The 21,839-nt window shown below is 70.7% G+C and carries 27 protein-coding genes; 14 read left to right on the top strand and 13 right to left on the bottom strand.

Translation table 11 applies throughout. The features are described from left to right. Window positions 1-179 precede the first annotated feature (179 nt). Window positions 180-554, top strand: a complete 375-nt coding sequence (locus P1P75_RS00440; RefSeq protein ID WP_319250766.1) for a DUF6223 family protein — start codon at window positions 180-182, stop codon at window positions 552-554. Window positions 555-649: 95 nt separating this feature from the next. On the opposite strand, the gene P1P75_RS00435 is transcribed toward P1P75_RS00440, so the two are convergent. Next, on the bottom strand, window positions 650-1,438 hold the full coding sequence (locus tag P1P75_RS00435) for an MBL fold metallo-hydrolase (RefSeq protein WP_319250764.1): 789 nt from the start codon (window positions 1,436-1,438) through the stop codon (window positions 650-652). Between the two features lie 92 nt (window positions 1,439-1,530). Between P1P75_RS00435 and P1P75_RS00430 the strand changes: the two genes are divergently transcribed. Further along, window positions 1,531-2,139, top strand: coding sequence for an ABATE domain-containing protein (locus tag P1P75_RS00430; protein WP_319250762.1), 609 nt, complete (start codon window positions 1,531-1,533; stop codon window positions 2,137-2,139). A gap of 426 nt (window positions 2,140-2,565) precedes the next feature. Here P1P75_RS00430 and P1P75_RS00425 read toward each other — a convergent pair whose 3' ends face one another. Continuing rightward, window positions 2,566-3,006: a hypothetical protein gene (locus P1P75_RS00425; RefSeq protein WP_319250760.1), complete on the bottom strand. Its 441-nt coding sequence runs from the start codon at window positions 3,004-3,006 to the stop codon at window positions 2,566-2,568. A 557-nt stretch (window positions 3,007-3,563) separates the two neighbouring features. On the opposite strand from P1P75_RS00425, the gene P1P75_RS00420 reads away from it, so the two are divergent. Then, on the top strand, window positions 3,564-4,451 hold the full coding sequence (locus P1P75_RS00420) for a hypothetical protein (protein ID WP_319250758.1): 888 nt from the start codon (window positions 3,564-3,566) through the stop codon (window positions 4,449-4,451). Between the two features lie 243 nt (window positions 4,452-4,694). Here the strand turns inward: P1P75_RS00420 and P1P75_RS00415 are convergent, their stop codons facing one another. Then, on the bottom strand, window positions 4,695-5,573 hold the full coding sequence (locus P1P75_RS00415; RefSeq protein WP_319250756.1) for an alpha/beta hydrolase: 879 nt from the start codon (window positions 5,571-5,573) through the stop codon (window positions 4,695-4,697). A 662-nt stretch (window positions 5,574-6,235) separates the two neighbouring features. On the opposite strand from P1P75_RS00415, the gene P1P75_RS00410 reads away from it, so the two are divergent. From P1P75_RS00410 to P1P75_RS00395, 4 genes are all read left to right on the top strand, one after another. Further along, entirely contained in the window at window positions 6,236-6,571 is a 336-nt protein-coding gene (locus tag P1P75_RS00410) for a metalloregulator ArsR/SmtB family transcription factor (protein WP_319250754.1), read from the top strand. Beyond that, window positions 6,571-7,290: a cation transporter gene (locus tag P1P75_RS00405; protein ID WP_319250752.1), complete on the top strand. Its 720-nt coding sequence runs from the start codon at window positions 6,571-6,573 to the stop codon at window positions 7,288-7,290. Before P1P75_RS00410 ends, P1P75_RS00405 begins: the two co-directional genes overlap by 1 nt. Window positions 7,291-7,394: 104 nt before the next feature. After that, entirely contained in the window at window positions 7,395-7,616 is a 222-nt protein-coding gene (locus P1P75_RS00400) for a hypothetical protein (protein WP_319250750.1), read from the top strand. Then, on the top strand, window positions 7,613-7,849 hold the full coding sequence (locus P1P75_RS00395) for a hypothetical protein (RefSeq protein ID WP_319250749.1): 237 nt from the start codon (window positions 7,613-7,615) through the stop codon (window positions 7,847-7,849). Before P1P75_RS00400 ends, P1P75_RS00395 begins: the two co-directional genes overlap by 4 nt. A gap of 201 nt (window positions 7,850-8,050) precedes the next feature. Here the strand turns inward: P1P75_RS00395 and P1P75_RS00390 are convergent, their stop codons facing one another. After that, entirely contained in the window at window positions 8,051-8,800 is a 750-nt protein-coding gene (locus P1P75_RS00390; protein WP_319250747.1) for a hypothetical protein, read from the bottom strand. Window positions 8,801-8,891: 91 nt separating this feature from the next. On the opposite strand from P1P75_RS00390, the gene P1P75_RS00385 reads away from it, so the two are divergent. Next, window positions 8,892-9,809, top strand: coding sequence for a LysR substrate-binding domain-containing protein (locus P1P75_RS00385; protein WP_319250745.1), 918 nt, complete (start codon window positions 8,892-8,894; stop codon window positions 9,807-9,809). Window positions 9,810-10,195: 386 nt separating this feature from the next. On the opposite strand, the gene P1P75_RS00380 is transcribed toward P1P75_RS00385, so the two are convergent. After that, window positions 10,196-10,666 carry a pRL2-23 gene (locus P1P75_RS00380; protein WP_319250743.1) on the bottom strand — a complete coding sequence of 157 codons (471 nt, stop codon included), beginning with the start codon at window positions 10,664-10,666 and terminating at the stop codon, window positions 10,196-10,198. Window positions 10,667-10,934: 268 nt separating this feature from the next. Here P1P75_RS00380 and P1P75_RS00375 point away from each other — a divergent pair, with 268 nt between their 5' ends. From P1P75_RS00375 to P1P75_RS00365, 3 genes are read left to right on the top strand one after another with little or no spacing between them, the layout of a single operon-like run. After that, on the top strand, window positions 10,935-11,831 hold the full coding sequence (locus P1P75_RS00375) for a hypothetical protein (RefSeq protein ID WP_319250741.1): 897 nt from the start codon (window positions 10,935-10,937) through the stop codon (window positions 11,829-11,831). Continuing rightward, the gene (locus P1P75_RS00370) at window positions 11,828-12,232 is read left to right on the top strand and encodes a hypothetical protein (RefSeq protein ID WP_319250740.1); all 405 of its coding nucleotides are present in this window, start codon (window positions 11,828-11,830) and stop codon (window positions 12,230-12,232) included. Before P1P75_RS00375 ends, P1P75_RS00370 begins: the two co-directional genes overlap by 4 nt. Then, on the top strand, window positions 12,229-12,525 hold the full coding sequence (locus P1P75_RS00365; RefSeq protein WP_319250738.1) for a hypothetical protein: 297 nt from the start codon (window positions 12,229-12,231) through the stop codon (window positions 12,523-12,525). The genes P1P75_RS00370 and P1P75_RS00365 overlap by 4 nt, the downstream gene beginning before the upstream one ends. A gap of 29 nt (window positions 12,526-12,554) precedes the next feature. Here the strand turns inward: P1P75_RS00365 and P1P75_RS00360 are convergent, their stop codons facing one another. The 4 genes from P1P75_RS00360 to P1P75_RS00345 all read right to left on the bottom strand — a co-directional run bounded on the left by P1P75_RS00360 (window position 12,555) and on the right by P1P75_RS00345 (window position 15,835). Then, window positions 12,555-12,902 (bottom strand): VOC family protein, encoded by a 348-nt coding sequence (locus tag P1P75_RS00360; RefSeq protein ID WP_319250736.1) that lies wholly within the window; start codon window positions 12,900-12,902, stop codon window positions 12,555-12,557. 104 nt (window positions 12,903-13,006) lie between these two features. Continuing rightward, window positions 13,007-13,495, bottom strand: a complete 489-nt coding sequence (locus tag P1P75_RS00355) for a DUF6882 domain-containing protein (protein WP_319250734.1) — start codon at window positions 13,493-13,495, stop codon at window positions 13,007-13,009. A gap of 562 nt (window positions 13,496-14,057) precedes the next feature. Continuing rightward, the gene (locus P1P75_RS00350) at window positions 14,058-14,486 is read right to left on the bottom strand and encodes a hypothetical protein (RefSeq protein ID WP_319250732.1); all 429 of its coding nucleotides are present in this window, start codon (window positions 14,484-14,486) and stop codon (window positions 14,058-14,060) included. Window positions 14,487-14,893: 407 nt separating this feature from the next. Continuing rightward, window positions 14,894-15,835 carry an aldo/keto reductase gene (locus P1P75_RS00345; protein WP_319250731.1) on the bottom strand — a complete coding sequence of 314 codons (942 nt, stop codon included), beginning with the start codon at window positions 15,833-15,835 and terminating at the stop codon, window positions 14,894-14,896. Window positions 15,836-15,881: 46 nt separating this feature from the next. Between P1P75_RS00345 and P1P75_RS00340 the strand changes: the two genes are divergently transcribed. Beyond that, window positions 15,882-17,309, top strand: a complete 1,428-nt coding sequence (locus tag P1P75_RS00340) for a PLP-dependent aminotransferase family protein (RefSeq protein WP_319250729.1) — start codon at window positions 15,882-15,884, stop codon at window positions 17,307-17,309. Window positions 17,310-17,357: 48 nt separating this feature from the next. On the opposite strand, the gene P1P75_RS00335 is transcribed toward P1P75_RS00340, so the two are convergent. Then, window positions 17,358-17,675, bottom strand: a complete 318-nt coding sequence (locus P1P75_RS00335) for a hypothetical protein (protein ID WP_319250727.1) — start codon at window positions 17,673-17,675, stop codon at window positions 17,358-17,360. On the opposite strand from P1P75_RS00335, the gene P1P75_RS00330 reads away from it, so the two are divergent. Both P1P75_RS00330 and P1P75_RS00325 read left to right on the top strand, forming a co-directional pair. Then, window positions 17,658-18,617, top strand: coding sequence for a PP2C family protein-serine/threonine phosphatase (locus P1P75_RS00330; protein WP_319250725.1), 960 nt, complete (start codon window positions 17,658-17,660; stop codon window positions 18,615-18,617). The genes P1P75_RS00335 and P1P75_RS00330 overlap by 18 nt on opposite strands. Before the next feature lie 265 nt (window positions 18,618-18,882). Next, window positions 18,883-19,713 (top strand): alpha/beta hydrolase, encoded by an 831-nt coding sequence (locus tag P1P75_RS00325; protein ID WP_319250723.1) that lies wholly within the window; start codon window positions 18,883-18,885, stop codon window positions 19,711-19,713. Between the two features lie 52 nt (window positions 19,714-19,765). Here P1P75_RS00325 and P1P75_RS00320 read toward each other — a convergent pair whose 3' ends face one another. The 3 genes from P1P75_RS00320 to P1P75_RS00310 all read right to left on the bottom strand — a co-directional run bounded on the left by P1P75_RS00320 (window position 19,766) and on the right by P1P75_RS00310 (window position 21,804). Then, complete coding sequence (locus tag P1P75_RS00320) at window positions 19,766-20,410, bottom strand: dihydrofolate reductase family protein (protein ID WP_319250721.1); 645 nt, start codon at window positions 20,408-20,410, stop codon at window positions 19,766-19,768. A 143-nt stretch (window positions 20,411-20,553) separates the two neighbouring features. Next, the gene (locus P1P75_RS00315; RefSeq protein ID WP_319250719.1) at window positions 20,554-21,138 is read right to left on the bottom strand and encodes a hypothetical protein; all 585 of its coding nucleotides are present in this window, start codon (window positions 21,136-21,138) and stop codon (window positions 20,554-20,556) included. 252 nt (window positions 21,139-21,390) lie between these two features. Continuing rightward, window positions 21,391-21,804, bottom strand: a complete 414-nt coding sequence (locus P1P75_RS00310) for a hypothetical protein (protein ID WP_319250717.1) — start codon at window positions 21,802-21,804, stop codon at window positions 21,391-21,393. Between the last annotated feature and the right edge of the window lie 35 nt (window positions 21,805-21,839).

Raw genomic sequence — 21,839 nt, 5'->3', positions numbered from 1 at the left:
CGAGGGTCGGCTACCGCGTGTGCGGTACCGCCGCGCCGCCTGCCGCATCCGCGGTATCCGGATGCCGCGGCGGCGGCAGCGGAAAGTGCCTGCGTCTGCTGGACGATCGACTGGGGGCCGACACGCATGCTGAAGCCACATGAGCCTCGCAGGCAGCGACGGAGAAGGAGGAGAGCGGCATGAGTGCTTCGACAGCGCTGATGGTGGCCGCCGAGGGCGGGATCATCGGCGACGGGCGGACCGGGGCCAACCTGGCCCTGGGGGTAGGGTTGATCGGCCTGGCCATCGGCTGGCTGGCCCTGGCCCGCGCCGGCGGCCGGATCGGCATCGGCGACGCGCGCACCGGCGGGATGGCGGCCATCTCGGTGGGTCTGGCCGGTACGACCCTCGCGGTGCTGCACCTGGCCACCTCCAGCGGCGGTCCCGGCACCGGTAACGGGCTCGTCGGCGCCATCGTCGCAGTCCCGCTGGGGCTGGGCGCCGTACTCCTCGGCCTCCGGGCGCTGACCCGCTCCCGCGGCACCGACCGGCCGATCGACCGGATGACCGCCTGACCGTCTGACCACACCGGGTCACGGCGTACGCGTGGCCACCGAGTCTGGCCCCGAACCCGGCAGGAGGTCTCGGTTTTCGGGGTGGCAGTTCTGGCTCAGGCGTGCCGCGCCCAGTCCTGGTCCAGGCGGTCGGCCAGGCCGGCGGCGGCGAAGGCGGCCTCCAGCTCCTCGCGGCCTTCGGTGAAGTGGGCCCAGCTGTCGTGGTGGACCGGGACGACACGGCGGGCGCCGAGAATGCGGGCGGCCTCGGCAGCCTGGACGCTGTCCAGGACGAGCGGGTTGCCGTCGAAGAGCACGGGGAAGCGGGGTGCGCCCGCGAACAGGACGGCGGTGTCCACGGGGGCGAAACGCTCGGCGATCTCCTTGACCGCGTCGAGGGAGGCGTTGTCGCCGCTGACGTAGACCGTCGGCAGGCCCTCACCGGTCAGGATGAAGCCGACGACCTGGCCGGTGAAGGGCTCGACCTCCTCGCGCGGACCTGGGCCGTGGATGGCGGGAACAGCGGTGACGGTGACGGTGCCGCCGCCGGGGCGCTCCAGCTCGACCGTCTCCCAGTCCGCCAGGCCCTTGGCCTTCTCCCCGAGGCGTTCGCCGCCGCCGGGGGTGGTCAGGGTGAGAGGGACGTCGGCGAGCAGGGCCCGGCCGGACGTGTCGAGGTTGTCGGCGTGCTCGTCATGAGAGAGCAGGACCACGTCGAGGGGGCCGAGGTCGGCGGGTGCGGCGGCGGAAGGGGCGGTCTTGGTCAGCGTCGGGCCGGCCGAGGGGTAGTCGCCGGGGTCGTCGAAGGTCGGATCGGTCAGGAAGCGCAGACCGCCGTACTCGAACAGAGCGGTAGGACCACCGAAGGTGCGGACCGGGAACTGACCGGCGTCGAGCTGGGACATCACGTCTCCGCTTCTCACGAAAAACTTTTGTATTTAACGTGAGCCAGGCTAGGCAGGCATCACGGAAAATTGCAAGCGCTACCATGACAGGCATGGGCGACACCCTGGCCACCGAGACGACGCAGAGCGCTCTGCCCCCAGCTCCGGGCGCCGACCGCTACCGTTCGCTGGACTTCGCCGACACCGCCGCGACCCTGCCCGCCGGCCAGAGCTACGACCTGCTCGCCACCCCGGAATCCGCCATGCGCTGGCTCGCCGCCCACGACCTGACCACCCCGGACGTAAAGCTGTACGACGTGTGCGCACAACGGATGCGCACGCTGCGCGCCCACGTACGCGCCCTGTTCGCCGCCCGCGTCGACGCGACCGCTCCTCCCGAGGAAACCCTGCACGCCGTGAACGAGGCACTCACGGCCGTGCCCACCGCACCCCTCCTCGCCTGGGACGGGGCCCGCGGGCTTCGCCGCGTCCAGGCACACCCCACCGACCGGGCCGTCAACCACGCCCTGGCGACCCTCGCCGCCGACGCCGCCGACCTGCTCACCGGTTCCGACGCCGGCATCCTCGCCGCCTGCGGCTCACCACCCTGCGACCGGTTCCTTCTGCGCACCCACGGCCGGCGGCACTGGTGCTCCACCCGCTGCGGCGACCGTGCCCGCGCCGCCCGCGCCTACGCCCGGCGCAGCAGCGCCTCGGGCTGACCTACCACCCGGAGCGTGCGGGTGCGCAGGTACGTCCATCTATGACAGGGCCTGACACAGGCCTCGGCTCCGGCCGGCGGCTCACGCGAAGCCGGCTCCGCCACCACGGGTGGGTGGGGGCCTGAGTCCCACGGCGCCGCGCCCTCCACCCTCATGCGCGGTCCGGCGGTGAAGTCGGCGCCGGCTGCCTTCGTCCGGTGGGCGGCCCATGCCGAGGAGTTCCGGGTCGACGGGCGCCTCGGATTCCGTCCACCCCACTATGGTCCCCGGCGCGGCGGCCCGGCCCCCGTCCCTGGTGACAGGCCCGGCCGCCCCGCCGGTCACGAACCGCAGCCCACTACGGGCCCTCGTGGGTCAACTCGGCCCAGGACAAGCCGATGTGGCCGCCGGCTCACCTCGACGCGAGTATGCGCTGGTAATTCCTGGTCAGCGGCGGCCGGCGGTCAGGATGACGAGGAACTGGCCGCCGCCCGCCTCGATGCCGGCGGTCACCGGCAGCCCCGGTACCAGCCGCGAGAACCTGTCCACCAGCCAATCCGCCGCTTCCTGGGCGTCCTGCCTGGTCGGACAACGGCCCACCATCTCGCGGCCCCCCTTGCGCTCCAGCCTCGCGGCAACGGTGATCAGCGGCGCGGGTTCTACTACGTACAGGTGGTCCGGCCAGGCGATGACCGCCGTGACCGCGCCCTTGCGGGTGTTGCACCCGCGGTGCGCGAGCCGCTCGGCGACCTTGGCCTTCCGGTCGGCGGTACGGCTGTCGACACTGGGCCCTTGCGGGTCGTTCACCGACTTGTCGGGGTCGACGGGTCCGTCACACACCCAGCAGCGCCAGCCGTCGCGCTCAGCCACATCATCAAGGAGACTCACCCGAGCAAACTAGCCTGCCCAGCCGCCACCGCGCGCACCAGGGTCTCGGCGACCCGGCGAGCTGCGGTCCATGAACAACTCCCGGCGCAAGAGTGGCCGTCCGCCGATCCCGACCGCTCCGGCGGCGCCGCCACTGTGCCCGCTCGCGTCCGGCCAGGTCACCGTGGCGCAAAAGGGGCAGCGGGGCCCAGACGGCAGCCATGTAACCGCCACTCGCGACAGCCGTGTCGCCACTGAAGAGAAGAGGGTGGTCAGGAGGCGCGGTACGAACGTGTTTACCGTCGTCAGCATCGCAGTGACCCCGCCCCGCTGGGACGACGCTGCCGGCCTCTCGGATCTGGGCGGCGATGGCGCCGACAGTCAGGGACGGCACAGCAACGAAACCCGCGGCGGGCGCAGGCGTCGCGCTCCGGCGACGGGTGGTTGCAGAGCAGTAGTCGCCAGGGCCGCTCTCCGATAGCGTACCGACCAGACGGTACGAACGGGCTGTCCCCCGCGTACCGCCATGTGCTCGATGAACAGCGACGTCTCATCCCCCACAGCACGGAGAGCCGCTCATGACGCAGAACGCGGACCGCGACAGCCTGGCCCTCGCGCGCAGGACTTGGAAGGTTCTCGAGCCCTACCACGGGGCTGTCTACTTCTCACCCGAAGCCGCGGGCCTCTACGCCGACTTGGGCGTGGACGCCAGGACGGGGTACTTCGCCTCCCGCTCCGCCGCGTTCGGTGCCGCTCCGGCGGATCTGGTCATCGCCACGTTCTACAACTTCAATCCCCAAGTGGTGCGCCGAGCCATACCCGCGGCGTGGGAAGCCGCCACGCCGCAGCGGTTCGCCGCCGCCCGGCTCACCGGGATCGATACCACGCTCCGCCGCGTCCTCGGCGCGGAGGTCTCCTCACCGGCGTTGGCCCGCGCGGCGGAACTGGCCCGCATCGCGGCTGAAGTGACCCTGCTTCATCCTCAGGGCCGGCCCCTCTTCGCCGCGCACGCCGCACTTCCGTGGCCGAGCGCACCCCACCTCGTCCTCTGGCACGCGCAGACGCTGCTGCGGGAGTTCCGTGGCGACGGTCACGTGGCAGCACTGCTGACCGCCGGGCTGAGCGGGATCGAGGCGCTCGTCACGCACGCCGCGACAGGCGACATCGACGCAGGGGTGCTGCGCAACTCGCGTGCGTGGACGCCGGAGCAGTGGGAACAGGCCGTGCGGAACCTGCGTGAGCGTGGATGGCTCGACGAAGGACCCCAACTGGCCCTGACGGAGGAGGGCGCGCGGCGAAGGGCGGAGATCGAGCACACCACCGACAGGCTGTCCGCCCTCCCCTATGACACGCTCGGTCCTGACGCCTGCTCCGAACTCCGTGTGCTGGCCAGGCCGTTCAGCCTCGCGGTGGCCAAGGAACTCCTCCCCTGGGCAGTCGACCGCCTCGGCGAAGAGGACGCGTGAGAGCAACACAGCGAGGGCGGAGGCCGACAGTCGCCGACCGGTGTGTCCGTCGGGACGCTGCGGGCCCACCCGAGGGCAAAGCCCAGGTGACGCCAGGTGCATCCAGCGCACTAGGCGGGAGCCCTGATCATCTGCCAGCCCGCCGACGATGCGATTCACTACCACGCGATCCACTGCACATGGTCTCGACGGCGCTTCGATCATGCACGTTCCTCTGCTGCGCGCAGGGACGTCGGGTGGCGGTCACGCCGCAGCGTTCAACAGAGCGGCGAGGATGCCGGGCCGTTCCAGAGCGATGAAGTGGCCCGCTCCCGGCACCTGCGTGAACTCGGCGGCAGGCAGCAGCTGCTTGTCGGCTTCCCGGTCCGAGGGGCGGGACCAGTCCGTCTGCCCGTAGACGAGGTGAACGGGGGCCTTGACCTCGGGGTAGCGCGAGCGGGCGGCGATGAGACTGGGCAGGCTCTGGTACACGGCCCTGGCGACGGTCGGATAGCCGGGGCGGCTGCCCACCTGGAGGAGTTCGTCGACGTAGTCCGCCCGCAAAGCGGCCTTGTCGCCCAGCCCGCCCCACAGGATCCTGCGGAGGGCGGCCTTGGGCTCCACCCCGGCGACCACTGGGCCCACCCCCGGAGCGAGGACACCGCTGACCACCACACGGGCGAGGAGACTGGACCGCATGATCCCGCCGGGGAAGTCGTAGGTGTTGACCGCGACGACGCGCCGTACCCGCTCCGGCAGATCGGCCGCGGTGGTCAGGGCGAGCACCGCCCCCATGGACTCCCCGACCAGGGTCACGTCACGGAGGTCGAGTTCGGTGAGAAGCCGCTTGACGCCCGCGCGCATGGCCGGCTCGTCGTACGACGCGCCCGGCACGATCTCGGAGTAGCCCATCCCCGGCAGGTCGAGGGCGTACGCGGTGTACCGGTCCGAAATCAGGGGGATGAGGGAGCGGAAGTGCTCGGCCTGGGTGCGCACGGTGTGCAGCAGGACTACGGGAGCGCCGGTGCCCGCCTTGAGGTAGCGCAACGTTCCCTCGTGGCTGTGACCTCCTGCGCGTGGGGCGATGGTGTGGCTGGTGGTCCCCGGGATGTGAATCGTGGGACGTAGCTCTGGGCTGGGCATCTCGTCAGCTTCCTTTTGTGTGACCCGCTGCGGACAGGTGATTCGGATAGGGAGGCCGAGGGGGTGACCACGCACCAGTCCTTGCACCAGCGAGGAAACCGATCGGTTTCCAATAAGGTACACCGATCAGTTTCCCCATGCAAGGGGATACGTCAGCGCCTGCCTGCCGCGCCGAGCCGCATGGTCAGCCGCACCGGCACCCACCGGGACCGGCACGAAACCCGCACGCTCGCCCCGCCATCTGTACTCACCGACACGCCTCACACCAAGCAACACCCGTAGGACGTGCGGCACTCGGTCCTGCCCAAGGGGGATGGCCCGGCTTTGCGTTGTCATCTGGGCCCATGATCCGAGTTCACCGACAATCGGGCCAGGTCCGCGGTCACGAGCCTGCCCGCCCGGAGTGCGACGTGGCGGGAGTGTCCGCCCGCGGCCCTGCGGCTCCGAGCGTCGGCCGCCTGTCCGGTCGGTCGCGAGGCCGGGCCGTCCACACCGACGGCACCACCGTCGACGACTTTCGCGTACGACTTGCCGCTACCGCGCGAGAACTCCCGCCGCTGACACCCCGGCGCGCAGTCCACTCGTGAGCCGTACCCCAGGGGTCTCACCTAGGCCCTCAGTACAGGGTTTCCTGAATTCAAGGTGCGATGTATCGTCGTGCCATGCTGACTGTTGCCTCCGACATCGAGGTGCTGGCCCGGTTCGGACGGGCGCTCGCCGACCCGATCCGCTGCCGCATCCTGCTCGCCCTGCGCGAGGCCCCCGCCTACCCGGCCGACCTTGCCGACGCGCTCGGGATCTCTCGTACCCGGCTGTCGAACCACCTGGCGTGCCTGCGCGACTGCGGCCTGGTCGTCACCACCCCTGATGGTCGCCGCACCCGCTACGAGCTCGCCGACGAACGCCTCGGCCACGCCCTGGACGACCTGCGGACCGCCGTGGTGGCCGTCGAGACCGACCGCACGTGCACCGACGCCGAGACCGAGGGTTGCTGCTGATGACCGCCGGGATATCCATATCCCTCGGGCCACCCCCGGCCCGTCGCGAGGCGCTCGCCAAGCGCATACGGCTGCTGGTCGCCGCGACCATCACCTACAACGTCATCGAGGCGGTCGTCGCCATCACCGCCGGCATGGTCGCCTCCTCCACCGCCCTGATCGGCTTCGGCCTGGACTCGGTCATCGAGGTCTCCTCCGCCTCCGCGGTCGCCTGGCAGTTCCTCGCCCGCGAGCACGCCGTGCGCGAGGCCCGGGAGAAGATCACCCTGCGGATCATCGCGGTCTCGTTCTTCGCGCTCGCCGCCTACGTCACCTTCGACGCCGTCCGCGCTCTGACCGGCACCGCCGAAGCCGAACGCTCCGTCCCCGGACTCGTCATCGCCGCCCTGTCGCTGGCGATCATGCCGTTCCTCTCCTTCGCCCAGCGCAAGGCCGGACGCGAACTCGGCTCCGCCTCCGCGGTCGCCGACTCCAAGCAGACCCTGCTCTGCACCTACCTGTCTGCTGTGCTCCTGGTGGGACTGGTCCTCAACGCCACGCTCGGCTGGTCCTGGGCCGACCCGATCGCCGCCCTCGTCATCGCCGTCATCGCCGCCAAGGAAGGCCGCGACGCCTGGCAGGGCAAGGGCTGCTGCGCACCGTCCACCGCTGCCGTGGCTCCGAAGGCCGGTGCCGAGGCCGGTGCGTGCGGCTGCAGCCCCGGCTGCGACTGCTGCTGAAACGTGGCCGCCGACCAGGCTTGCAACCGGTACCGCGGTACAGGCTCAGCCTCGGATACGTCCCGCCCGCACGTGCGCAGACACCTCCGACGGGAGTGGTCACGATGACGGCCCGGGTACCGCCGTCCTGCCCGCTGCCCACCACCGAGCAGCCGCTGCGGGTCGCGGAATTCGACGCACTGTTCGCCGAGCGGCTGCTCGGTTCTTCCCGGCCGGACCGGCTACGGCTGGAGCCGGCGCCGGCCGGCGGTGAGGGTACGGAGGAGACGGTGCGAGACCTGGGGCCCGGGAGAGCGGCTGCTGCTCGTTCTTCACCTTCACTGTGAGTCCCGGCCCGGGAGAGATCCGTCTGCGCATCGAGGTCGACGCCGCGCACGAGGCGGTGCTGGACGCCGCCCAGGAGCGGGCCGCCGCAGCGGCCGGCCGGGATGTGCCGCGGGGCAACGGTCTGCGCAGCGGGCAGGTCGCCGCCGCGGCAGGGGTGAACATCCAGACCCTGCGTTACTACGCGCGGCGGCCGGTACTGGTTCTGCTTGTCTGCACCTCGCAGCCCGGCTGATCTGCACCTCACAGCCCGGCTGATCTGGGCGAGGTCGGCTGCGGCGAAGCTGCCGAGGCCGCGTTCGACCAGCGACCACATGCCGTCCTGCGGGTGCGGGTCGGGTGGGCAGGCGGGTAGCTGGAAGACGGTGAGCCGGGTGACGTCAGCGACGCGCGGACAGCCGGCCGCCCACCGCCGCCACTTGTCAACGACCTCCGGTCATGGGGTCGGAGAGGAGGCGGTCAACTCGGTCAACCCGTCGACGAGCTGGGCGAATTCGGTGCGTTGCCGGTCGGTCAGTGCGGCGTAGAGCGGCGCCTGCAGCTCATCGGTGACCTGCTCGGCACGCTGCCGTCGGGGGATCAGGGCTGCGGCCACGGAATGTGGACCTTGCCATCCGTAGTGGGTTGCCTGCTCGTCGCCGAGGTTGATGACCATTGCCGCTCGGGCGCTCAGCCCGCACAGGCGCACCGCCGCGAGATGACAGGCGCCACGGTGTTCCCGCAGTACGTGGATGCGCTGCATGGCCGCACCGACCGGGTCGTCGGAGGGACAGGCTTGCGCGCGCCAGCCGGCGAACAGAGGCAGTGCGTCGGCGTCGGCGGCGTCGATCAGCTGCTGTGCCAAGCGGTTGAAGTGCTCCACGTCGACATCGGCGGGGATGTTGGCGCGCCCCCACGTCCGGACGGCCTGTGCATACAGGGCGGCGGCTTCCTCCGCCGGCATCACGGACCGTCCCGCGAGCCAGCCCGCAGTAACCAGGTGGGGGCCGAGGAAGCCCTGCACCGCCTGGACCACCGAGACCGATGCCTCGCCGAGCACTCCGAACCGGCCGCGGCAGTAGAAGCCGCGCCCAGGGGGAAAGCCGGCACGCAGACCCACGGCGGCGGTCGCCTCGTCGGACATGAACTCGTCACCGAAGTCGTGGATGGGCCGGGCAACCGCGGCGATGCAGTCGAAGATCTCCATGCGCCGAAGGTCGCCCACCAAGACCCAATAGGTCAAGGGGGTTAATCCTGATGAAACCCTTTAGGGAATCTATCGAGTAAGGTCTCGGGTCATGCTGGATGTCCGCCGTCTGCACATGCTCAAAACCGTCGCCGCCCGCGGCTCCATCGCGGCGGCCGCCCAGTCACTGGCCCTGTCCCCCGGTGCCGTGTCCCAGCAGTTGTCCGCGCTGCGGCGTGAGGTGGGAGTGGAGTTGCTGCGCCCCGACGGGCGAACGGTGGCACTGACGGAGGCGGGCCGGGTGCTCCTCGAGCACTCCGACCGGATCCTGGCCGCCGTACAGGAGGCCGAGAGCGCCCTCGCGGCGGTCAAAGGCACGGTCGGCACCACCGCCACCCTGGCCGCCTTGCCGTCGACCGTCTCCAGGATCGTGGGCCCCGCACTGACCGCACTGGGCTCACACCACCCGCAGCTCATCGTGACGTGCCTCGTCACCGACCAGGCGCAACTGCGGGAACTCACCCTCGGCACCGTCGACGTGGTGCTGGGACAGCGGTATCACCACATGCCCGACGCCCCACCCAGGGGCGTCGAGATCTCCCCGCTGCTCGACGATCCGCTGCTCGTCGTCACCGCGGCCGACCAGGGCGACGAACGGCCAGTCGCCCTAAGGGATCTGGCCGCGCACACCCTCGCCGTGCCCCCACCGACCACGGACTGCGGTCAGGCCATCCTGCACGCCTGCCACCAGGCCGGCTTCACCCCCACGACGCGCTACATCACCGCCGACACCGGCGCCCAGCTCACCCTCGCACGGGCCGGCCTCGCCACCGCACTCGTACCGCGGACGGCCATCGACCCGGCAACACCCGGAATCCGCACGGCTCCCATCGAGGATCGCCCGATCCTGCGCCTGTTGTTCGCCGCGACGCGCCACACGGAAAGCGCGAACCCGACGACCACGGCCGTCATCGCGGCCCTGCGCACAGCGGCGCGTCAGGGGCACACCACGCGCCGCCCGGCGGCCTAGGTGTATTGCCCTGAGAGGCCGTCGAGCGGCCGGAGGAAGCGGGGGACCGAGTGCGTGACACGCTTCGCGAGGTCGTGCCCACGCGGCCGGACGGGGCGAATCGCGTTCAACGGAACTGCCGGGGAACCACAAACGATCGAGGTTGGCGTCCGCACGGTGGAGAAGGGCCGGCCGCGGATCGTGCTTCGCGCCCTCGACCTCTTTCGAGCACGGCGCTGTGTCGATCGGCAGCCTGGGCACCCAGGACGCCACCGGCTTCCGGGAGGCGATGGCATGCTGCGCCCGGCTGCCGAGCCACCGGCAACAGGACACCGGAACTGGTTGCGACGCCGCCGGATCGTGCAGCGCATTCGTCCGCCGCGGAGAAGACGCCGGCGTCAGAAGCCTCACGAATGGTTGAGATACGCGGCAGCGGTGTCCACGAAGGTGTTGTGCGCGGCCACGGCTGCTAGGCGGTGGGCCTCGATGTCGTCGGCGTCAGTCAGGTCTCGGAGGTTGTATGTAGAGGTCACCAGGTCGGCGGCTGCCTGCCTCATGGCTGGGTCGAGGATGAGTAGCTGGACCCGGACGAGTTGAGCTGTCGTCGCTGACCGCGTCGCGTACCTCTCCGCTTTCAGGCTGGCCAGATACTCCTGATCCGTCGTATGACCAGGGCGTTGGAAGTCTTGCTGCGCGTGCAGGACGCGACGGTGCTCAGTCGCGCAGGCAGCCAGCGCAGCAATGGCATCGAACTGCTCCCGCCGCAGCGTCTCCGCGCGGTCCTGGACACGGCCTGCGCGAGCGGTCTGATGCTGGATGACACCAGCGACGACTGCGCCGAGAAGGGTCCCCAAGACAGCAATGACAGTGGTCCACATATGCCCCCCTTTCAGAGAGTGAACTGGGACCTTCAGCACTCGTCAAGCAGCCGCAGCGTCACTCGTGCCTTGGCCGACGCCACTCGACCTCGGCGGGCTGCCGCCACGCCGAACGACGAGGCGTGAAGGCGCCGTTGCACGAGCCGTTCGTCCCGTTCCGCACGGGTGCCGGAGCGGCGCCGACGCTGGTCGGCCACCCCGCCGCAGCTTCGGGGACCTGGAGGCCTGCGACGTGATCGTTCGAGGCCCTGGTGGATACTGAGGCCTCATGGCTTCCGACCGCGCGAAGCGCCTTCGCCGACTGGCCCGTACGCTCACCGACCGTTTCGACCTCGCCCCCCATCGGCATGGGGTGGTGGAGGCCGTATGGTCCGGCTCCGCGCGCGCGTGGACGTTCGCGTGGACCGACGGGCCGACGGTCGCTCAGGTGCGGGCAGCCTGCCGGGAGACCGAGCCGGTGGCGAGCGAAGGCCTTCGGTACGCACGCTCGCTCTCGCAGGACGCCGTCGCGCTCGGTGCCGTTCGCCTGACGATCCTCTCCGCCACCACCGCCACGGGGCGTCGGCCCCACGTCCGCCCGGCCGACGTGGATGCGCTGTGGAGGGACAGTCCGTTTCCGGTGCCGCGCACGGAACGGGAGCACGCACTCGTGTACGCCGTGGTCTACGAGGTCCACGCCGCGCGCCACAGCAACCGGGCCGACGCCGCACAGATCTGCGAGGTGATCAACCAGTACGGCCTGGCGGTGTTTCTGCGTCGCTGCGGAGCCGAACTGTCCGCCGTCGAGACTCTCACCGCCCACTACGCGGCGTCGCACGCCCACCCCACCTGGCGCCACCAACTGGCCCCGATGAATCCCGACGCACTGTTGCGGGCGGTCCGGGACGACCCGCGGGCGTCGGCCGCACTCCTCGATGCCGCCCTCACCCTCCTTCCCGCACTGCCCGCCGAATCCGCCGCGGCCGAGGTCGAACTCCGGGCCCGTCGCGAGCGTGTCTCACCGACGGCTCAGTCACGGCCCGGTACGGGTGGGTGCGGGTGGTTACCGGCGGGTACGGACTGTTGGGCGCCCGGACGGTATCGGTCCGGGGGAGGGAGGGCCCCGGGGGCCCGCCCCGGCGCTCGGACGGCGCTGTCACACCCCCGCCGTACGCTTCGGCCATGAGCGTCTCCCTCTACTACAACGCGCACCGCACGACACCGTTGACCGAGGCCGAATCAGCATCGGTCGCGCGCGTCGTCGCAGCGCACATGGCGTCGTTTCCGTACGACGACGAGGAAAGCCTGTACGTGTACGACGGGCACACGGCCGGACCGGAGGAGATCGTCGCCGGGTCCACCAAGATGCCGCTCGACCCCGCTCGTCTGGTGCCGGTGATCGCCCATGTGCTGGGTTCCGTGACCGAACTGCGCAGAGCCGTGCCGGATGCGGAGTGGCGCGTGCACCTGGACGACCTCGACGTCCCGTGGGACGAGGCCGAGGGATATGCCCTGCCCGGGATGCGTGACCCGGAACTCATCGCGGAACTTTCGGCGAACCGCGACGACGACAGGACACACGGATGACCGGGTCACGACCGCAGAAGGCCGCGGACGCACCGCCGGGCACTCCCGAGCAGCGGCGTCTCCTGCAGTTCGGCGAGGCGCTGTACCGCCGCATCGCTCCGGACGCGGATCTCGGTCACGTGCTGCTGCCTGAGGACGACGCGGTGGCGGTCGTTCACCGTGTGCGCGGCGGTGGGACGATCCTCGTGGCGGCCGACCGGTCGGTTCTCTTCTTCGGCTCGGCACTCGACATCAGTGCCGCCCTGATCGACTTCCGCTCCGGCCGGCGCACGCCGATGGAACAGTTCCGGTAGCACCGGGGCGAAGGCACGTGCAGGCGTTGTCAGCGGTGGCTCAGCACATTGACCACTCGGCCGTTGGGGTCGCGGACGAAGAACCGCCGCACACCCCACTCCTCGTCCCGCAACGGATGCACGATCTCCGCGCCGCTGTTGCGCATGACCGCGTACGCCGCGTCCACGTCATCCACCTCCACGCTCATGTCCGGCGTGACCGGAGCGGTCCTGTCGCTGGTCATGAAGCTGACCTGGGCCGCCGGAGTGGACGGTGGGGCAAGCGTGACGATCCAGCCGAGATCCATGACCTCCTGGAACCCCAGCAGGCCGTAGAACTCCCGGCTCCCCTGCATCGCGTCCGACTGGACGACGGGCATGACACGGCGAACGGTCATCGACGACTCCAGGTGAGGTATGGCGTGTCTGCTGAGCTCACCATGAAGTCTCCTCCCTCAGATCCGCCCCCGCACGCACGTGTCGGCCTGATCGTCCGTGACCGTCACTGCCCGTCGGCGACGGGCACCAGGTCATGGACCATGAAGTGCAGTTGTACGTCGTCCGTCGACTCAGCCCACAGCCCCTCGGCGTCGAGCACGGAAGCCGCGACCAGCCGCGCCTCCGCCACCAGTTCGGGCTGATAGCCGAAGCCCGGCCATGGCAGGACGGGAAAATCGTTCTCCTCACCGAACTGCCGCACCCGTTCGATGTCGCCCAGGACAGCGTGCGGCAGTGACTCGTTCGCCCAGGACCACAGCCAGGTCTGCTGGGCGAGGCTGACACTGCCGATCATCGTGAGTCGGCCGGTGAGGAACACCTTTGCGTCACGCCGCCACGTGATCCGCGCGTCGTCCATCGACCACTCGTACTGCACATCCCCCGACAGGCCGAAGCGCTCGACCATGAGGGCCTGTCGCGAGCGGGCACGCTCTCGGGCTTCGGCCACGAGCGCCTCCCAGCCCGGATGGTCATGCTTCGAGCGGTCGTCCATCTTGTCTCCTCACACACCACTGTCGGCAAGATCCTCTCACCCGTCGCTGCAAGCAGCGTAAGACGTCGGCGGCAGGTTCCGGATCCTCCACACCGGCTGAACGAGCCACCCGCCGAGACGCCCCCGGCGGCCGCCCGGCGGCCGCCGAAGGGCGTTCGGTCTCACCTCTCGGGCTGACGGGTCAGCCCGCGGTTGTCCCTGTCCGTCGTCGGCAGGTCAGCCTGTGGTTGACGATGTCCGTCGGCGCACGGTTTACCTCAAGAGGTCCCTGCGCGCCGCAAGTTGACGGGTCTGGCCTCCCGCCGGACGACGTGCCGGCGCACCTGCCCGACGAGGACAGTCACGCCGCGTTGCCGGTCGGGACTCGCCTTGTCGTGGAAGATCGCAGGTCGAGAGTCAGGCCAGGTACAGCCGGCCGCGGGGGAACACCATGAAGAGTGCTGCCTGCCACAACCGTGAGACGTCAGCCTGGCCCCCGGACCCGCGCTCATCGTCCGTCAGCCCCGCCGCGGCCTTGGCAGGCTGTGGCGGGGCTGACGGACGATGTACCTGATGCGGTCGGTCAGACGCGGTAGAGGTTGATGGTGACCGACCCGTCGTCGCCGGTGATGGTGTACTCACCGGGACCCTCGAACGGCACGCACCCGGCGGCAAGGACGTCGTCGACGTTGATGCCGGTGTCGTCCTCGTCCACGAAGGCGCACACCGCGATGACGGGGTGGTCGACGAACCGCGTCTCGTAGGGACCCGCGTCCGGATAGCGCGCAAGGGTCGGGGTGTTGATGCCGACGTCCGGGTGCTCCCACAGCGCGGTCTGCTGGTCCCAGGGCGCCTGCAGATAGATCCGGCCGTAGGGCTCGGGCAGGTTGTTGTCGTCACGCTCCTGGGGGTTGGAGAAGTCGATCGAGTACAGGACGGGTCCAGGTGCCGCCTGCGCGGAGGTCGCCGCTCCGCCGAGCAGTGACAGCACTGCCGAGGCAACGGCCGTCATTCGGCCCACAGACTGGAAACGCATCCTTCTCCCCTTTCACTATGCGCAGTCGCTTGACTACACAGCGAAAGCGTAGGTGGAGGGAGGCGCCTCCGACCGGGGCCGATGACCAAACCACTCAGCAGGCTGACGCGGGGGCTCACCCCGCGTCGGCGAGCGCACCGCCCGGCGCACCGCGACGAGGCAGGGTCCGGTCGTTGTTCGTCGCGCCGGCCGGCCGGGCGCCGGAGAGCGTACGGCAGGTGATGCCGTCGCACGCCGAGTGCGGGAATGAGAAGGGCGTGACCCGACCGGAGTTCTGGGGCGGGACGCGGAAGCCGTCGGCTGAATCAGCGGCGAGCGCTGACGCCCGGCGCCGGACCGAGGAGAGCGCGAGTGCGGTGTTGTGGCGGGTGGGCCCCGACAGGTCACATCGCCAAGTCCAGGCGTTCGCGTTGCCCGGCGTCCAGTTTCAGCGTCACTCCGGCGACCGCCTCGTCCAGTTGCCGGGGCGAGCTGACGCCGACGATCGGTGTGGCGGCGGGGTTGCCTCCGGTCAGCCAGGCGAGCACCACCCGGTTGCGGTTCGTGCCGGTCTCGGCGGCGATCTCGTCCAGCGCCGCGAGGCGGCGGGCGGTGCCGGGATGGTCGTACTCCGCCGGCAGCGGCTTGTCGGCGCGGGTGTATCCACCGCTGAGCAGCGGCGTGTACGCCCACAGTTCCATGTCCGGGTGGTGTTCCAGGTAGTGGAGCACCTCGTCGGTGACCGCACCGAACCGGTGCACCACGGGCTGCCCGGTTCCCGGCCGCGGTCGCAGGTAGGTGTGGTGCTGCTGCACCGCGGTGAAGCCGGCACTGCCGTGTGCCCGCGCCAGCTGCCGGGCCCGATCCACCTGCCAGGCGGGGTAGTTGGAGCATCCGAGTCGGCCGACCGTCCCCGCGGACATCAGCTCGCCGAAGGCGGCGACGGTCTCCTCCAGCGGTGTGACCGGATCCGGCTTGTGAGCCCAGTACAACTCGACGTGGTCCGTGCCGAGTCGGCGGAGACTGGCCTCGATCCCCTTCTTCACCACCTCGGCCGACAGTCCCTCGGCCGACTCCGGGAATCGTCCGGCCACGGTCGGCTCGCAGCCGACCTTGGTGCTGATCCTGATCCGGTCGCGGACACCCGGCCGGCGTGCCAGCCAGCGTCCGAGCAAGGTCTCGCTCTGCCCGCCGAAGCCTGTGGGATCGGCCCAGAACGCATAGCAGTCGGCGGTGTCGATCCAGACGCCTCCGGCGTCCACGAAGCGGTCCAGCAACTCGAACGACCGCCGCTCGTCCTGAACCGTCCCGAACAGCATGGCCCCGAGGGCCAGTTTCTCCGTCATGTCCCTCACGCTATGCGGATTCGGATCGGCGGTACGCTCCAATGTCGTGGCTGCTTCCCAGACCAATCTCGCGTGGGCGACACTGCTCGACGTCAGCCCTGCGGAAGGCGGGCGCCGCCGCCTGCACGATCGGCTGGCGCACGCACTGCGCGCGGCGATCCGGGACGGCCGGCTGACCGAGGGCGCCGTCCTGCCACCGAGCCGGACGCTCGCCGAGGAACTCGGCTGCTCCCGCTGGGTCGTGACGGAGGCGTACGGGCAACTCGTCGCGGAGGGTTACCTTTCCGCCCGGGTGGGCTCCGCCACGCGGGTCTCGTGGATACCGGATGCCGCGCCGCCGGCTCCCCGTGTGCCGCGCGAACCGGCGCGGCCCTCGATCCGCTACGACCTCGCACCCGGCCTGCCCGACCTGCGGGCGTTTCCGCGCCGCCGGTGGGCGGACGCCGTACGGGCGGTCACCGGCTCGGCCGTCCACTACGACCTCGGCCTGCCGGACCCCGCAGGGCACGCGGAGCTGCGTACCACCGTCGCGCGGTATCTGCGGCGTTCGCGCGGCGCGGCCACCGACGCCGGGTCCGTGTCCGTGTGCGCGGGCGTCACCGACGCGCTGGTTCGCACGTGCCGGGCGCTGCGCGCCGAGGGGATCACCGATCTGGCGGTGGAGCAGCCGGGGTGGGGGCGGCTGCGGGACGCCGCGACCAGTGCCGGCCTGCGCGTGCACCCGGTGCCGGTGGACCACGACGGCCTGTGCGTCGACCATCTCGCGCGAACGGCGGCGCGGGCCGTCGTCGTCGGCGCGGCGCACCAGTTCCCCACCGGCACGGTGCTGTCCCCCGCGCGCCGGGCCCGTCTGGTGCGGTGGGCCCGCGACGTGGACGGATTCGTCATCGAGGACGACTACGACGCCGAGTTCCGCTACGACCACCACCCGGTCGCCGTCGTGCAGGGGATGGACCCCGGCCGGGTGTTCCTCCTCGGCTCGGTCAGCAAGACGCTGTCGCCGGCCCTCGGCCTGGGCTGGCTGGTCGCACCCCCCGCGATGACGCCGGCGCTCCGGTCGGCGAACCTGGTCGCCGCCGCACCGCCCGTGCTGGACCAACTCGCCCTCGCCGCCTTCATCGACCGCGGATGGTACGACGCCCACCTGCGCGCTGCCCGGCGACGGTTCCGGTCCCGCCGCGACCTGCTGATCCGGACCCTCGGTACCCAGGTGCCGGAGGGCCGGGTCACCGGTACCGCCGCCGGGCTGCACATCCTGCTGCACCTGCCGGACACCACCGACACCCGCGGGACGGTCCGGGCGGCGGCCGCGGCCGGGCTGCGTCTGGCGGACCTCGACGACTATCGCGCGCACCGGCCGGCCGACCGCGCGCTCGTCCTCGGGTACGGCAACATCGGCGACACCGAGATCGCTCCGGCCGTCGCACTCCTGCGCGACGCCCTGCGTACGCCGGCGGGTCCTGAGGACCGCTGACGCCGGGCTGCTCGGAGCGGGCTCCACGCCGCCCTCACCCTCGGCGGATCACTCGCGCGGGCGATGTCGCGGATCGGTCAGGGATGTCTCGACCGGTAGCGGAAAGACGTATGGGCGACCAGTCAGGAGGTTGTCGTGGCCGATGAGTTCGCTTTGGGAGAGGTCCTTGCCGCTGCGGAGGATGCCGCACCGATGGACTCCGTCGATGTCGTGGCACGTTACGTGCAGAAGCGCTTCGGGGCAGTGTCGGTTGCCTTTCTGTTCCTGGATTTCGTCGGCCAGGAGCTCGTGCGGCTCACCGCCGCCGACGATGCCGGAGCCGGCGGAACCAGCCCGGTTCGCATCCCCTTGCAGGGCAGCGTCCACGAGCTGGTTCTCCGTGATCAGCGACTGCACCGGGAGCCGGACGCCGAGGGCCGGCAGCGGGTCATCGCACCGGTCACCAACCGTGGCGACTGCATCGGTGTCCTGGAGATGACGCTCCCCCACACCGACGGGGACGTGCTGCGGCACGTGTCGGAGGCCGCCCACACTCTCGCCTACATCATCGTCACCGACCGTCGCTTCACCGACGCCTACCAGTGGGGGCAGCGCACCACCGCGCTGACACTCGCTGCGGAGATCCAGCATCAGCTGCTTCCCTCCGCGTCCTGCTGCGAGACGCCCCAGTTCACCCTGGCCTGCGCGCTCGTACCCGCGGACGACATCGGTGGCGACACCTACGACTACAGCCTGGACCGCGACACCCTGCACCTGTCGCTGACCGACGCCATGGGCCACGACGTCGACTCGGCGCTGCTGGCCACACTGCTGCTCGGCGCACTGCGCGGCGCCCGGCGCACAGGGTGCGACGTCGCCAGGCAAGCACGTCAGGCCCACCAGGCCCTGCTCGCCCACGGGCGCGGCGCCATGGCGACCGGGCAGCTGCTCTGCGTCGACCTCACGCGGGCGCGCATCGAACTCGTCAATGCCGGCCATCCCTGGCCCCTGCGGCTGCGCGACGGCGTCGTGAAGGAGATCCCCCTCTCCGTCAACCTGCCCTTCGGTGTCCCCTCCCCGGTCCCCTACCGCGTCCAGGAACTCGACCTGCGTCCCGGCGACCGGATCATCCTGCTCACCGACGGCATGCAGGACCGGGAAGCGGCCTCGGTCGACCTGTCCGTACTGCTTCGCCGGACCCGCCACCTGCACGCGAGACAGACGGTCCAGTCGCTGACGGAGGCGGTGAAGGACGCCTGCCACGGCCGTCCCCGGGACGACGCCAGCGTCATCTGCCTGGACTGGCACGGCGGGATCGGCGGTCGCTGACACCACGGACGGCTCGCCCGCCGGATCACGTGCGTCCCTCGCACCGACAGCGCTCCGGCCGTACGCACGGTGGCGCCCGGCGTCTTCCCGCCTGGCGGAACGGCCGCCTGAAGTGTCCGGTGGCCGACGCGAGCGTACGGTTGCCAGTGGCGCAGGGGGCCGCCCTCCGCAGAGGGAGAGGCGTGCTTCGGCGTGCCGCCCCGCGCCCTCCTCCCTCGCGGCGCACTGCCGCCGACCTCGGCCGATCAAGCGGAAGGTTTCAGTCATGGGCACAGTCACCATCGACGACGGCACGGTCATCTTCTACAAGGACTGGGGTCCCCGCGACGGTCAGCCGGTCGTCTTCCACCATGGTTGGCCACTGAGCGCCGACGACTGGGACAACCAGATGCTGTTCTTCCTGCAGCACGGCTACCGGGTGATCGCCCACGATCGCCGCGGCCACGGCCGCTCCACCCAGACGGCGACCGGCCACGACATGGACACCTACGCCTCCGACGTGGCCGCCCTCGCCGACACGCTCGACCTGCGGGGCGCCGTCCACATCGGGCACTCGACCGGCGGCGGCGAGGTCGCACGCTACGTCGCCCGCGCCACACCGGGCCGGGTGGCGAAGGCCGTGCTCGTCAGCGCCGTGACACCGATCATGGTCAAGTCGGACTCCAACCCGGGCGGCCTGCCGATCGAGACGTTCGACGGATTCCGTACGGCCCTCGCCGCCAACCGCTCGCAGTTCTACATCGAGGTGCCTTCGGGCCCGTTCTACGGCTTCAACCGGCCCGGCGCGAAGGTGTCACAGGGGCTGGTGGACAACTGGTGGCGCCAAGGGATGATGGGCGCCGCCAACGCCCACTACGAGTGCATCAAGGCCTTCTCCGAGACGGACTTCAACGAGGATCTCCGGCGGATCGACGTCCCCGTTCTCGTCGCTCACGGCACCGACGACCAGATCGTCCCCTACGCGGACGCGGCGCCTCTGGCGGTCAAGATGCTGAGCAGCGCAACGCTGAAGACCTACGAAGGTCTCCCCCACGGGATGCTGTCGACCCACCCCGAGATCCTCAACCCCGACATTCTCGCCTTCCTGCGGTCGTAGAGGTACCCGGACCCCGTCCGCTGAGGACCTGACCCGCCTGGCGCGGGCGGCTTCAGGTGTCGCGCCCGACGCCACGATCGGGTGCGCTCATGTCTCCCGTCCGGGGCGTGCCGTCGGCCAGCCCGTAGCGCAGATACACCGTGCCGTTCGGGCTGGCCGCGGGCGGTTCGAGGAGGGTGACGTTCGTGGGCACCTCGCCCCCGTCGAACACCTTCTTGCCGACGCCGAGCATGATCGGGTGCACCCAGAGGTCGAGACGGTCGAAGAGCTTCTCGCGCAGCAGGGTCTGCACCAGGTTCAGGCTCCCGACCACCTTCACCTGCTCGTGCCGGTCGCGGATCTCGCGCACCGCGCCGGCCAGGTCCGGGCCGAGCTGCGTGGACCCGGCCCACGAGAGGTCGGGCCTGCCGCGGGAGGCCACGTACTTCGGGACACTGTTGAAGAGCGTGGCGATCTCGCTGTCCTCGCCGCCCTTCTGGTGCGGCCAGTAGGAGGCGAAGAGGTCGTACGTCCGTCGGCCGAGCAGGAGGGCGTCGGTGCCCTCGTACGCGGCACCGATCTGCGCGCCGGCGACCTCGTCCAGCAGGGGCGCCTGCCAGCCGCCGAACGGGAACCCCTCCGGGTCCTCGTCCGGACCTCCGGGCGCCTGCCCGACCATGTCGAGGGTGGCGAACAGCTCGATGTGGATGAGCCCCATGACTTGCTCCCGATGAGTTGGTTGTCCCGTTCGGAAGATAGACCTGTGGGAGCCGCCAGACTCATCGCCGCGACGGCGAAGGCTTCACATTCACCGTGTCCCGATCGCTGTACGCCGCTGCCCCGATCGCTCTACGCCGTCGCTCAGAACTCCTGCTGCACATCGCGGTACCGCCTGGACGGCACGTCCGTGTTTCCCCAGGTGCGGACGACGACGTGATCGGTGAAGGCGTGCACCACTCGATAGGCGGGGGCGGCCTTCGCCTCGCGCAGCTGTGCCGTGATGTACTGCTCCGCCTCACGCCGGTCACGCCGGGGTGTGCCGCACAGTTGCCAGGCCTGGCCGTTCCACATCTCCGGGACCCACCGCTCCTGCGGCTGAGGACGCTCCTCGCGGAGGCCGTAGCGCGACCGCACCCTCACCTCCCGCTCGACGGCCGGCGCACTGTAGCCATCCTGGGATGTCTGCTTGGGTGCCGCCCGGCGCCGGGTCTCGCACAGCAGGCACAGATCCCGTGCGCTGTCGTCGACGGGGCCGGTCGGGTGCTCCTGGCAGCGCGTCGTCGGCTTCGGTCCGGTGATCGACTCGTCGAGGTGGGACAGGGCCCGTGCCAGGTCCGCCCGGATCTCGTGCAGCGCGGCGTCCGGGGTGTCCCGGGACAGCTGTTCGCCGTGCTCGCCCAGGACCCGCAGGGCACGGCCCAGGGCCACCAGCTGCGCGTGGTTCACGTAACCCTCCGTTTGGGTCTGCACCCTCGCGCCGTTCCGGCCGTGTGGGAGGTGTCAGCCTACGCGCCGCGAGGTGTCCCTCAGCATGCGCGGCCGGATCGCCTGCCGCAGCTCGCCGGCTGTCGCCCGGGACCAGGGCGGCCCGCGCCGGTTCGAGACCGGGCTCGTCCGAGTCGCCCGGCACACGCACAGGGTCAGGGCCCGCCCGAAGAAGAACGCACCCTGCGAAGAGGTCACCCGGCCCAACTGCCCTCAAGGCCGAGGGGCGTTCCGGTCCATCTCGTTCAGCAGGGCCTCTACCAGGGCGGGTTGCAGGCCCAGGGCGAGGAAGGTCACCGTCGTGTAGTCGCGGCGTACGATCTCGATCCTGTGGAAGGCCAGGAGTACCGACTGGTTGGTGAGCCTGTTCACCTCCCTCACGTCTTCCCACCTCACCGCCTCCCGGACACGGCCGACGATGCTGGTGACGACCAGGCCGCCGGTGTAGAGGTGGCACCGGTTGAGGCCCCACCTCACGGTCGCGCGAGCCCAGGCGGCTTTCAGGCCGAACAGGGCGAGGACCACGGCCACCGTGACGGCGCCCCTGACGAACGCGTCCCGTGGCCTGTACCAGATGAGCGCGCCGAGCAGGACGGTGGCCAGCGCGACGAGACACCGCCGTGCCATCTGCGCGAGACCGCCCATCACCCCCGCGACGGGAT

Source organism: Streptomyces sp. ID05-39B (assembly GCF_033794725.1).
GTDB classification, from domain to species: Bacteria; Actinomycetota; Actinomycetes; order Streptomycetales; family Streptomycetaceae; genus Streptomyces; species Streptomyces bobili.
The sequence above is the reverse complement of the archived record's forward strand: the minus strand, read 5'-3'. Positions and strand labels throughout refer to the sequence as shown.